Here is a 12,739-nt window from a genome sequence, read left to right on the forward strand (position 1 = left end):
GGAATCCTCACATGGGCGGTCCTCCATGGCCGCCACCGCCGGAAGAGCGGGCGCTACCCTTGGAATCAGCTCCGCCCGTACCGCGCTTCGGCATCTTCGGCATCTTGGGACCGAACGGATTCGTCCCGCCGGCCGTGGCATTTTCCTGACCTTCAGTCCACTGCTGCATCGCCGTCACCAGCTGCATACCGGGCTTCAAGGAATCCGGCTCCACCGGAACAATCACCGTCTTGGCTCCGTCCGACTCACTGCGCCGCACCCAAACGGGCCGCACTTTATCCTCACCGGAACGCACCCACACAGCGGCAACCTGTTCCGCATCCGCAGCCTCACCCTGCTCCGCACGCATACGGTGGATTTCCTTCATCTTTTCCTTGTAAGCAGGCAAAACGGATGCTTCGATCGCATCCTCCTTCGGTCGGAAATTGAACACCGTATTCGGCACAAGCAGCGCATCCTTGACCTCCTTCACCATAATATCCACATTCGCGGAAAGATACGGCAGGAGCATCCTGTCCTTATTCTCAAAATCGATTTCCACGATATACGTCACCACATTCGACGTCATCGTCGCATTGGGACGAATCTTGTTCACCTTCCCCTCGAACGTCTTGTCCTTGAACGCATCCACCGTGAAATCCACGCGCTGGCCCGGCTTCACGCGGCCGATATCCGCCTCATTCACGGATGCCCAAATCTGCATGTGCGACAAATCCTTGGCAATCAGGAACAGCGTCGGCGCGCTCATGCTCGAAACAACCGTCTGCCCCACATTCACCTGCCTCACGATAATCGTACCGTCTGCCGGAGCGAGAATCTTCGTATAATCGCGGTTGCGGAGCTGGGTGGCAAGCTGCGTCTCCGACGACTTCAAATTCGCCTCCGCCTCCGCCTTCGATGCCGTGGCGGACTCCAGCGCAGCACGCGCCGCCACCAGAGAAGCCTCCGCTACTTCGGACGCGGAAACATACTGGTCGAAACTCGACTGGGAAAGAGCCTCGCCCGGCCCCAGCTTCTCGGCACGGTCGCGATCCCGCTTGGCCTGATTGAAATTGGCTTCCGCCTGCACGATGCTCGCCTTGGCCTGTGCAATGCTGGCGGCGGCCTTCAGAATACCGGCCTTGCTCTGCTCCACGGCAGCCTGCGAACGGCGGATATCGAGCTCCACCACCGTATCGTCGATACGGGCCAGAAGCTCGCCCTCTTTCACCTCGCTGGCATAATCCACGGAATTGCCATTCACATCCTTGCCCAACTCCATGATGAGGCCGCCCACCTGGGCGCCTACGTCGATCAGCTGCTGGGGTTCCAGCGTACCCGTGGCCTGCACGGAGATATGGAAATTATCCTGTGAAATATCGGCAGTCTGGAAAACCACCTTCTTCTCGGCGTCGGTTCCCCAGATATACCACGCAGCCCCACCGGCCACACATACGGCTATGGCAATCGCCCATTTGGAAATCTTGTTCACGGCAGAAAACAATATAGAAAGGTCTTTTAGTTGTCAAGATGCAATAGTTATAAAAAGTAAACTATTTTACACCATCGCATAAATGAAATGAATAAAAATCACAAAAACTTGAATAAGAATAAATTAAAATGTTCATAAAAGAGGATTTATCTGAAGAAAAAGCGACCGCACGGATGCACGCACGCGCATCCGGAAAATCCGGTGTTGCGAAGTAAAACACCGGAGGATCGCCGCAGTTGCAAAAAACATGTCTTTTGTTCAACCAACCGACGACCTCTTCCGCAGCGCGCGGAATTCTCCTTGCAACATACTACGTCCGAAAAGAGCAAGGCCTTTCAAACGAATCGGATCACAACTCGTAATACGTATAGCCGTTCAAGCCCATACGGAAAGCCTCCATCGCATTGCGGCGTTCGCGCGGCGTAATACGCTCGTCCGCCACCGCCTGTTCCGCGAAACTGCGGAACTTGACAATCAGCTCCTTGGGATCATATTCGACGTACGACAGCACATCCGCCACCGTATCGCCCTCCACCTCGTGCGTATAAACGGGCCGGTCCCCTTCCAGATGCACGCCGACCACATTCGTATCGCCCAGCAGATTGTGAAGATCGCCCAACGTCTCCTGATACGCACCCACGAGGAACACGCCTACATAATAATCCTCATCCGACGCCACGGAATGCAGCGGCAGCGACTTCGCCACATCTTCGCGATCGATGAAACGATCGATCTTGCCGTCGCAATCGCAGGTAATATCCGCCAGCACCGCCTTCTTCGTCGGCCTTTCATTCAGCCGCTGCAAAGGCATCACGGGGAACAGCTGCTTGATCGCCCATGCATCCGGCAGGGACTGGAACAAAGAGAAATTACCGTAATAAAAATCCACCATCGAATCCGAAATCTCGCGCAGATCTTCGGGAATCGTCTCCATCTCCGTCAGCATATGGGCGATGCGGTTCAGGATATGCCAGAAATACGCGCCTCCGAGTCCCCGCTCGCGCAGGGAGGAATTGCCGTAGAAAAACTGCGCCCGAAGCTGGTCGCGGTAGTAGCAGGCATCGTTATAGCACTCCTGAATATTCTTGCGGGAAAGCATGCGGCTCGTCTCGGCAAGGGCCTTGAGACTATCCAGCGCATTATCGGGCACAGGAGGAGGCTCATCGCCGCCGGGGGCGGCTGCCACATCCAGAATATTGAACACAAGCACCGAATAATACGTCACCACCGCACGGCCGGACTCCGTCACCAGCGTCGGGTGAGGCACATTGTGCTTCGTGCAAAGCTCGCCCACCACCTCGACGATATCGCGGGCATACTCCGCAATCGAATAGTTGCAGGAAGAATGGAAATTCGTCTTCGAACCGTCGTAATCCACGGCGAGGCCGCCGCCCATATCGAGCGTACCCATCGGCGCGCCTTCCGCCACGAGATCGATATAAATACGGGTCGCCTCCGTCAACCCTTCGCGGACGACGGAAATATTCGGAATCTGGGAACCCTGATGGTAATGCAGCAGCTTCAGGCAATCCAGAGCATCCGCCGCCTTCAGCTTATCCACCACATCCACCACCTGCGCGGCATTGAGGCCGAACACGGAATTATCCCCGGCGGATTCCGACCAGTGGCCGGACCCCTTCGCCGCGAGACGCACCCGCACACCGAGATTCGGACGAATCTTCAACTTCTCGGCACGCTTCAAAATGGCATCCAGCTCATTCGGCATCTCCAGCACGAGGTAAATATTAAGCCCCATCTTCTGCCCCAGCAGCGCAAGATCGATAAACTCGTCGTCCTTGTACCCGTTGCAAATCAGATAAGCCTTCGGATTGTGCATGTGCGCCATGGCCGCAATCAGCTCGGGTTTCGACCCGGCTTCCAGACCGTAATCGTAGCGTTCGCCGTACCGAGTCACCTCCTCCACAACCTGCCTCTGCTGATTCACCTTGATGGGATACACTCCCTGATAACCACCTTGGTACTTCACCTCGTCGATCGCCTTGCGGAAACTCTCGTTCAGCTCCTTGATGCGGCTGCGCAGCAAATCGCGGAAACGCAGCAGCACGGGCACCGTCGTACCGCGTTCGACAAGACCTTCCACCAGATCATGCAGACTCACATCCTTGAAGGAATTGCTGTCGCTCTTCAGACGCACCGTCACTTCACCCTGGCGGTTCACCCGGAAATAGCCGTTGCCCCATGAATCGATCCCGTACAGCTCGGCGGAGTCGTGATGGCTCCATCCCTTGACCTTCTGCTTGATACCTTCTTTATTGCGAGCGCCCATGATCGTGCTAAGTTGTGCGCGGGTTATAGCACAACGAATCAGCCCAAGCGAGCCTCAAAGTCATCGTACGACAATTCTTTCACACAACACACCGCACCGCCTGCTTCCTGCACGGCAATCGACGGATGGGGCACCCCGTTGAAAAACGTCGTCTTCACGATCGTATAGTGCGACATATCGTCGAACAACAGCTCATCGCCGACCTCCAGAGGCGCATCGAACGAATAATCGCCGATCACATCGCCTGCCAGACACGTCGGCGCGCCGAGGCGGTACGTCACCGCCTGCTCGCCGGGCTGCCCGGCCAAGGCATACGACTCGCCCGGCCACGCCACGGCGGGCGCAGCTTCACCGCCCTGCCCGCCCACGCGAAACACATCCGGACGGTACGGCATCTCCAGCACATCCGGCATATGGGCCGAAACGGACACATCGAGAATCGCATGACGCACGCCCTGAGACTCGAACACATCCAGCACGCGGCAACGCAGCACGCCCGTATGAATGGCCCACGCCTCACCCGGCTCCAGCAGCACCTCCACCCCGTAGCGTTCCCGCACGCGGCGTACGAGCTCCACGAGCAGCCCCCGGTCGTAATCCGGCTTCGTCACCCAGTGGCCGCCTCCCATATTCAGATACCTGATCTGAGGAGACGACAGCAACTCGCCGAAGTTCTCCTCCACCGCATCCAGCGTCACCGCCAGATCCTCCGCTCCCTGCTCGCAAAGCGTATGAAAATGCAAGCCGGAAATCCCTGTCAAATCCGCCCCCTGCAACGCATCCGCCGTCATACCGAGCCGCGAACCCGGCGCACAGGGATCGTACAGAGCGGTATGCCCCGTCGAACACTGCGGATTGATACGCAGGCCGCATTGCAACTCTCCCGACAAAAAGCGGGGATGCCGCATCAGCTCATCCCGGAAACGGAACCACTGAGACAAACTGTTGAAATCGATATGGTGGGCGAACCCCGCCAACTCCTCCACCTCGCCGTCCCGGTAAGCCGGAGAATAAACGGCCACATGCCCTCCCGCATGACGGGAGGCAAGCTTCGCCTCGTACAGGCCCGACGCACAGCATCCGTCCATAAAAGGCTTCAGCGTACCGAAGGCAGCCGTTGTGGCAAAACCCTTGAGCGCCAAAATCACAGACGCTCCCGACTCATCCGCCACTGCCCGGAGAATGCGAGCATTGCGCTCCAGAGCAGGCAGACTGATCACAAACTGGGCCATAAGCAGGAACAAGCCTTATGCCGCCGAAGAGGGAGCATCGTTCACCTTCATCTCGTCGGACGACTTGCCTTCCTCGCCTTCGGGCTTATCGCCCTTCAGCGTCTTTTCCGCTTCGAGAATACGGGCCTTCAGCTTATCGAACGCCTGGGAAACATACGACTTCAAATCCGGGCGGGTCGTCATCTGGTACACCGTCTGGCACTGCGTCGCCGCTTCCAGCCAGTAATTCTTGGCCTTCTCCAGCTGGGCGCACTTGTCCTCCAGATCGCCGAGAGCCGAAATCGTATGCATCAGCTTGATGCGCAAAGCCGCTTCATCCTGCTGTGACAGATTCTTCAGCGAAAGGGCGAAATCCACAGCCTTCTGGTACATATCGCGGGCATCTTCCAACTCATCGGCATTCACCAGCATATCCGCCACATTCTTGTAGGAATCCATCAAATCCTTCGCAACCGCATGGTAAGCAGGAGACTGCTGTTCTCCTTCAGCCGGCTTGAGAAGCTCAAGAGCCTTCCTGTCCGCATCCACACAGGCACGGAAATTTTCCAGCGAAGCCTTGGAATCGTCCTTGGCAAACAGCAACACGCCAAGCCCCCGCATCGCGCCGCTGCGAAGGCGGATCGTCTCCACCTTCTCCTGCGGCAGGGCATCCGTGCGTTCCAGCACATCGCGATAGCTCGACTCTGCCTTCTCGATCGCCTGCAGGGCAGCCTGCAAATCGCCCACCTTATTGCCCACGCGGCAAATCAGCACGACATCTTCCTCAGTCGGATTCTTTTTGGCCTTCAAGGCATCCAGATAATTCTCCGCAATCTCGTTCAGGAAACGGACGGACTCGTGAATCTCGGGAGTCTGCGTATACGGGCGAAGCAAATCGGCAAGCTCGAACACGGACCTCTCCGCAAACACCTGCGAGGCTGCCTTCTCGGCAGGCTTTGGAGCTTCCACCGGGGCCGGAACCTTGGGAGCGGCAGCCGCATCCTTCGCCACAGCCGGAGTTTCAGGCTTCTTGCCGTCCTTGCCGGACTTACTGTCGCCACAGGAAACCAAAAGACAGGCAGACGCCGCCATGGACAATCCACAGCCCAAACCGAACCTCGCAAAACGATCCAGAATCATCATGCGCTTATCTTGCAGGACGAGCCCCGGTGCGTCAAGATTATTCCCGGACGTACGGACGCATGACAGAAAACAGGCATCGAAATAACTTCACACCCTGCAACAATTTCTCCACCAGCAGTGAACCATCGCATCGGACATAAAAAAACGTTCCGGTTATGACAAAAAGAACCACACATTCCACTGCCGAGCCATGCAAGAACATAAAACACATTCAAAACCATAACAGAAAATAAATTATACCAATAAAATGAAATCCGGACATAAAAAAAACATGGAAAAGCGAGAGTTTTTGCTTGAGATAGGCCGTCTTCATTGATTAGAATAAGGGACACCGAATACGTCATGATGAACTTCGTCTCTTTCCGCAACAAACTTACCTTGGCTTTCGGGCTTGCCGCTGCCGCCATGGCACTCAACTCTTGCAGCACCGCGCCTTCGCCCTCCAACGTAGCCAATCGCCTGGAAAAGGCAACGTCTACGCAAGTGTACAGTTTCAACGACCAGATGCGCCCCGAACTGCGCACCTTTGAATCCTGCGGCCCCATCCCCGAACGCGCACACCGCGCTCTCGTCGAATGGGTACGCACCGGCGAACGCAAGGACTATTCCTACGCACGTCCCCAGTACTTCGTCGAACTGATGAACGACATCAACGGCAAACCCGTGAAATCCATCTGGTCCATCTGCTCCGACAGCAACGGCAACCTTGTCGGCGTACTGGTGCCGAAGCACAATCTTGATGCGCGCAGCCTGCCGACCGTCGGCAACTACGACATGTACGTCTGTGAAACTTCCCGCGCTCCCGAACTCAGCGAAGCCATCATGATCTCCATGGCTCCCTGCGACGCATACCGCAGTGCCAATCGCGCCTACAACGGCCTCAAAACCATCAGCAAACCGCTGACGAAGAGCGAACAGGAAGCCCTTGCAGAAGCCAAGCGCCGCGACCGTGCCGCCGCCATGTCCGGCGGAGCCGCTCCGGCAGCTGCCGCAACACCTGAAGAAGACACTCCGGCAGACAGCACCGATGCGACGACGACCGACACCCCGGCAGACACCTCCGACTCGGGCACCACGGACGACACGACCTTCGGTTTCTAAGAGCCTTTCCATCATGAATGAAAAACGCGGCCTGCTGGATGCAGGCCGCGTTTTTCGCATTCCGCCGCACGCGCAACCGGAGCTTGCTGCCGGCCCTTCCCTGTGCTACAATCCCATCGCATGGGAGATCAACCGACACAACAGCTCTTTATCCTCGATGGCATGGCGCTCGCCTATCGAGCCTTCTACGCCTTCATCACCTCGCCCATGCGCACCTCGGCGGGACTGAACAGCTCTGCCATGTTCGGCTTCACCAACACTGTCGCCTCCATCATCGACAAGGAATCCCCCACCCACATCATCGCCTGCTTCGACGCAGGCAAAGAAACGGCCCGCCACCTCCTCTACCCCCAGTACAAGGCCAACCGGCAGACCATGCCCGATGAACTGCGCGCCTCCATCCCCTACATCCTACGCATCCTCGAAGCCATGCGCATCCCCATCCTCCGCATGCCCGGCTACGAAGCGGACGACCTCATCGGCACCCTCACCCTGCACGCCGAGCAACGCCCCGCCATGTACTCCTACATGGTCTCGCAGGACAAAGACCTCGGCCAGCTCCTCTCCCCCACCTGCCTCATGTGGAAACCCGGCAAACGCAGCGCCGAACATGAACTCATCGATTGCGAACGCTTCACCGCCGACTGGGGAATACAAACGCCGGAACAAATCATCGACATCCTCGCCCTCATGGGCGACGCCTCCGACAACATCCCCGGCATCCCCGGCATCGGAGAAGTCACCGCAAAAAAACTCATCGCCGAATACGGCTCCGTCGAAGAACTCCTCGCCCGCACGGCTGAAATCAAGGGCAAACGTCGCCTCGTTATCGAAGAAAACGCCGACAAAGCCATCCTCTCCAAAAAACTCGCCACCATCGACCGCCACGTCCCGCTGGAATTCGATCTGGACTCCGGCAAACGGCAGGAATACGATGCCGATGCCCTCTGCGCCATCCTGCACGAACTCGAATTCAAACAACTCGCCACACGCCTCTGCGGAGGCAGGCCAAACGTCCAATGGCAACCGGGAGACCTCTTCTCTCCCACCCCGGCAGCAGAACCGGAAACACACACCGCGCCCCCCGCTCAGAACAGCGACGGACAAATGCTCCTCTTCGAAGAATCCTCCCTCAAAACCATCGACGACATCCCGCACACCTACCACCTCGTCACCACGGAAGAGGAAAGAAACAGCCTCATCACGCGGCTCGCAGCCGCCCCTCTCTGGAGCTTCGACACGGAAACCACTGGCCTTGATCCCCTGCAGGACAAACTGCTGGGCATGTCCTTCGCCTTCACACCGCACGAAGCCTACTACGTCCCCGTCACAGACGGCTTCGACCTGCAAACCTTCCGCCCTGCGTTCGACTCGGCAGCCGAAAAAATCGGCCACAACGTCAAATTCGACCTCGAAGTCCTGCACGCAAACGACCTCGCCACCTCCGGCCCCTACTTCGACACCATGCTCGCCCACACCGCCATCGCGCCGCAACTGCGGCACAACATGGACGACATGGCCGAAAACCTCCTCTCCTACTCCACCATCCGCCTCGAAACCATCGCCACCAAAGACGGAGCCATCGACACCGCCTCCGTCCCGCTGGAAACCCTCGCGCGCTACGCTGCGGAAGATGCGGACATCACCCTTCAGCTCGCCCTGCACCTCAAACCGCAGCTCGAAAAACAAGGCATCGCCGCCTTGATGCAAAACATCGAATACCCCCTCCTCCCTGTCCTCGCCTCCATCGAAGAAGAAGGCATGAACATCGACCCGGCCATCCTTGCCCACGCCTCCGGAGAAATGGGTCTCTGCCTCGAAGCCATCCGCGAACGCATCGATACGGCCGTCGGCCGCCCCATCAACATCAACTCTCCGAAACAACTGGGCGACCTCCTCTTCGGAGAAATGAAACTGTTGGAAAAACCCAAAAAGACGAAAACGGGCCAATACGTCACCGACGAAGAAACTCTCCGTCGCCTCGTCCCTTCCTCCCCCCTCGTCGCCGACATCCTCGAATACCGCGAAGCCGCCAAACTCAAAGGCACCTACCTCGATGCCCTCCCCCGCTTCATCTCCCCGAAAGACGGCCGCATCCACACCACCCTCCTCCAAATGGTCACCGCCACCGGGCGGCTCGCCTCCCAATCCCCCAACCTGCAAAACATCCCCATCCGCTCGGAAGCAGGCCGCCTCATCCGCCGCGCCTTCATCCCCCGGAACGAACACTACGCCATCCTCTCCGCCGACTACTCGCAAGTAGAACTCCGCATCATGGCCGCTCTCTCCGGCGACCCTCACCTCATCGAAGCCTTCCAAAGCGGCCGCGACATTCATACCGAAACCGCCGCCCGCGTCTTCCACATCGACCGTCAGGACGTCACACCCGACATGCGGCGCGCCGCCAAAACCGTCAACTTCGGCATCATCTACGGCATCTCCGCCTTCGGCCTCTCCCAGCGCCTCACATGCTCCCGCACGGAAGCGGCCCAGCTCATCGACAGCTACTTCTCCGAATTCCCGCAGGTCAAAACCTGCATGGACGACCTCATCACCACCGCCACACACAACGGCTACGCCGAAACCCTCTGCGGACGCCGCCGCCTGCTGCCCGACCTCGCCAGCGCCAACGGCAACCTCCGCACCGCCGCCGAACGCACCGCCATCAACACCCCCATCCAGGGCACCGCGGCAGACATGATCAAACTCGCCATGATCCGAGTCCACAACCTCCTCGAAGGCAAACGATCCCGCCTCATCATGCAAATCCACGACGAACTCCTCATCGACCTCCACGAAAGCGAACACGACATCATCCCCTCCGTCATCGCCGCCATGCAGGGAGCTCTCCCTCTGCCGAACGGCGTCCCCCTCGCCGTCGATGCCAACACGGGCCGGAACTGGCTCGAAGCCCATTGACCCATCCGCCATTCGCCACACAACCCCTCGCTCCGTTCCGGCCAGACATCGAAAATACCATCCTTGGCAAAAATACCGGCACGGGTAAAGAATATCTCGACTGGCCCGGAGACGGATGTCACACGCCCGCCACCTACATCCTTGACAGAACAGGACAAACACTTGGCATCGTGAGGCATTATAACGGATTTGAAGGCATTCCCGGCTCCCGGTGCACCCCATACAGGCGCATCGGAAAAACATGGAAGGCAGAGGCTGCTTACCCTGTCGCGAGAGAACGCCCGCATAGGCGCATCGCCCGGCACTCCAAACTGCGCCGCGGAAGCGTTACACAACATTTATTCTTGAAATACAAAACATGCATGTTATCCTTAACTGCATGCACTTCATGCGTTATCTCCTATTGTTCGCGGCTTGCATCACTTGCACCCATGCAGCTCCTGAGGAAAAACCGAACATCGTCTTCATCCTGGTCGACGATATGGGATGGGGCGAACTGGGAACCTTCCACCAAAACCAGCGGGCCGCGAAAGGACAGCCCGCCATGCAAACGCCCAATCTGGACACCATGGCCAAGGAAGGCCTCCAACTGCGCCGCCACTACTCCTCCTGTCCCGTCTGCGCCCCGGCGCGAGCCTCCCTCTTCAGCGGAGTCCATCAGGGCCACGCCGAAACCGTCCGCGACAACAGCTTCGACATCCCTCTTGAAAACAGCCACACCCTCGCCTCCGTCCTCAAACAAGCAGGTTACAGCACCGCCCTCATCGGCAAATGGGGACTCGCCGGAGGAAAAGAATCGGGAGGTTCGCCCGAAACATCCAGCGCCTACCCGACCAAGCGGGGCTTCGACTACTTCTTCGGCTACCTCGACCACATCGCAGGCCACCGCCACTACTCCAAAGACGACCCCCACGACCCAAGAAGCGAACACGGCAAAAATGCCGTTTGGGACAACGACCGCATCGTCACCGACGACTGCGACAAATGCTACTCCACCGACCTGCTCACGGCACGCGCCAAAAAATGGATCATCGACCAGAAAAAGGAACAGCCGGACAAACCCTTCTTCCTGGCCCTCACCTTGATTGCGCCCCATGCCGCACTCGAAATACCGACCATGGCCTACCCGCAGGGCAAAGGCCTCAAAGGCGGCCTGCAGTGGCTCGGCACGCCCCATAAACTCATCAACACGGCCGAAGGAAAAACCGACTCCTACATCTACCCCAAATACGCAAACAACAAATGGCCTGAATCCGCCAAACGCCACGCCACCATGATCGCGCGCATCGACGATGCCGTGGGCGACATCCTGCAACTGCTCAAGGATCTCAAGATCGATAAAAACACCATCGTCATCTTCACCTCAGACAACGGCCCCCACAACGAAGGCAGCTTCCGCGGCCCGGCACAAGACCCCACCTTCTTCCAAACCTACGGCCCCTTCGACGGAATCAAACGCGACACTTGGGAAGGCGGCATGCGCGAACCGACACTCGTCCGCTACCCCGGATTCGTCAAAAAAGGCATCTCCACCCAGCCCAGCCAGTTCCATGACTGGATGGCCACCTTCGCCGACCTCGCAGGCGTACCCAGCCCGGCCCGTTGCGACGGCGTCAGCCTCGTCCCCGTCCTCACCGGCAAAGGAAAGCCCACCCCCGGCATCATCTACACCGAATACTGGCAAACCACCAAAACGCCGAACTACAAAGACTTCAAGGAAAACCGCCGCAACGGCGTACGCCAGCAGGAACAAGTCATCTACTACAGCGAAGACGGCAAAAACAACTACAAAGGCGTACGGCTCAACATCGCCGATGAAAACACTCCGTTTGAAATCTACGACATTGACAAAGACCCCGGCGAACGCAACAACCTTGCCGGCACCAAGGCAGGAGCCGCCATGCAGCAATGGATGCAAAACCGCATCCTTCAAATCCGCCGCCCCTACGACTACACGCACAAAAACCGAGGCACCTTCGCCCAGCGCCCGTACGACAAAGCCCTCGTTCCGGCAGCTGCGCCTCAACCCAAACAAACGGAACAGGGCCTGCAAGGCGTACAGCTCAAAACTGCCTGCCCGTGGGTCCCGGACAGTCGTTCCCTTGGCAAACTGAATACTCCTGCACAGGCACTTCCGGCAGCGGTCGATCCGGCTTCCACCGAACTTCCGGCCGGCACCGTAACCGTCTACTACGGCTATCTGGACATCCCGAAAGACGGAGAATACAAATTCTACCTGACCCTCGACGACGTAGCCGGCAGCAAAGCCTACGTCCGCATGCACGACTTCCAACTCATTGATGCGGACTTCAACTACATCCCCGGCAAAGAAATCGACTCCTCGTCCGCCATCAACACCACGGAAGCAAACCCAAACAAAACGGGCCTCAAAGCCGTACCTCTCAAAGCCGGAAAACACCCCATCGAAATCACTGTCGTACAGGGAGAAAAAGCCCCAGGCCACATGAAACTCTCATGGGAAGGTCCGGGCATCGACAAACAACCCATCTCGGCCGAACGGTTCCAGTCTGTCAAAATCAAGGGAAATCCCCTCACCGCCCCTTGGCGCAACTGAAACATCACCATTCACACATCGACAAAAAACCC

The 12,739-nt window shown here is 58.0% G+C and carries 7 protein-coding genes; 3 read left to right on the top strand and 4 right to left on the bottom strand.

Going from position 1 to position 12,739, the window contains the following annotated elements:
* Positions 1-7: 7 nt before the first annotated feature.
* The 4 genes from PYTT_RS02945 to PYTT_RS02960 all read right to left on the bottom strand — a co-directional run bounded on the left by PYTT_RS02945 (position 8) and on the right by PYTT_RS02960 (position 6,112).
* On the bottom strand, positions 8-1,471 hold the full coding sequence (locus PYTT_RS02945) for an efflux RND transporter periplasmic adaptor subunit (protein ID WP_141675718.1): 1,464 nt from the start codon (positions 1,469-1,471) through the stop codon (positions 8-10).
* A gap of 349 nt (positions 1,472-1,820) precedes the next feature.
* Positions 1,821-3,758: a biosynthetic arginine decarboxylase gene (gene speA / locus PYTT_RS02950; RefSeq protein ID WP_067773215.1), complete on the bottom strand. Its 1,938-nt coding sequence runs from the start codon at positions 3,756-3,758 to the stop codon at positions 1,821-1,823.
* Positions 3,759-3,796: 38 nt separating this feature from the next.
* A complete protein-coding gene (nspC, locus tag PYTT_RS02955; RefSeq protein ID WP_067773212.1) occupies positions 3,797-4,990 on the bottom strand; it encodes a carboxynorspermidine decarboxylase in 1,194 nt (397 codons plus the stop codon).
* A gap of 15 nt (positions 4,991-5,005) precedes the next feature.
* Positions 5,006-6,112, bottom strand: a complete 1,107-nt coding sequence (locus PYTT_RS02960; RefSeq protein ID WP_067773210.1) for a hypothetical protein — start codon at positions 6,110-6,112, stop codon at positions 5,006-5,008.
* Positions 6,113-6,454: 342 nt separating this feature from the next.
* Here PYTT_RS02960 and PYTT_RS02965 point away from each other — a divergent pair, with 342 nt between their 5' ends.
* From PYTT_RS02965 to PYTT_RS02975, 3 genes are all read left to right on the top strand, one after another.
* The gene (locus tag PYTT_RS02965; protein ID WP_067773208.1) at positions 6,455-7,213 is read left to right on the top strand and encodes a hypothetical protein; all 759 of its coding nucleotides are present in this window, start codon (positions 6,455-6,457) and stop codon (positions 7,211-7,213) included.
* Between the two features lie 120 nt (positions 7,214-7,333).
* Entirely contained in the window at positions 7,334-10,132 is a 2,799-nt protein-coding gene (polA, locus tag PYTT_RS02970; RefSeq protein WP_067773205.1) for a DNA polymerase I, read from the top strand.
* 388 nt (positions 10,133-10,520) lie between these two features.
* Positions 10,521-12,707 carry a sulfatase-like hydrolase/transferase gene (locus PYTT_RS02975; RefSeq protein WP_172801758.1) on the top strand — a complete coding sequence of 729 codons (2,187 nt, stop codon included), beginning with the start codon at positions 10,521-10,523 and terminating at the stop codon, positions 12,705-12,707.
* The last annotated feature ends 32 nt before the right edge of the window (positions 12,708-12,739 follow it).

Source organism: Neoakkermansia glycaniphila, from assembly GCF_900097105.1.
In the GTDB taxonomy this organism is placed as follows: domain Bacteria; phylum Verrucomicrobiota; class Verrucomicrobiia; order Verrucomicrobiales; family Akkermansiaceae; genus Akkermansia; species Akkermansia glycaniphila.

Coding starts and splice junctions, on each gene's coding strand:
- PYTT_RS02975 (WP_172801758.1), top strand. CDS start 10,521: ATGCGTTATCTCCTATTGTTCGCGGCTTGCATCACTTGCACCCATGCA.
- speA (WP_067773215.1), bottom strand. CDS start 3,758: ATGGGCGCTCGCAATAAAGAAGGTATCAAGCAGAAGGTCAAGGGATGG.
- nspC (WP_067773212.1), bottom strand. CDS start 4,990: ATGGCCCAGTTTGTGATCAGTCTGCCTGCTCTGGAGCGCAATGCTCGC.
- PYTT_RS02965 (WP_067773208.1), top strand. CDS start 6,455: ATGATGAACTTCGTCTCTTTCCGCAACAAACTTACCTTGGCTTTCGGG.
- PYTT_RS02960 (WP_067773210.1), bottom strand. CDS start 6,112: ATGATGATTCTGGATCGTTTTGCGAGGTTCGGTTTGGGCTGTGGATTG.
- polA (WP_067773205.1), top strand. CDS start 7,334: ATGGGAGATCAACCGACACAACAGCTCTTTATCCTCGATGGCATGGCG.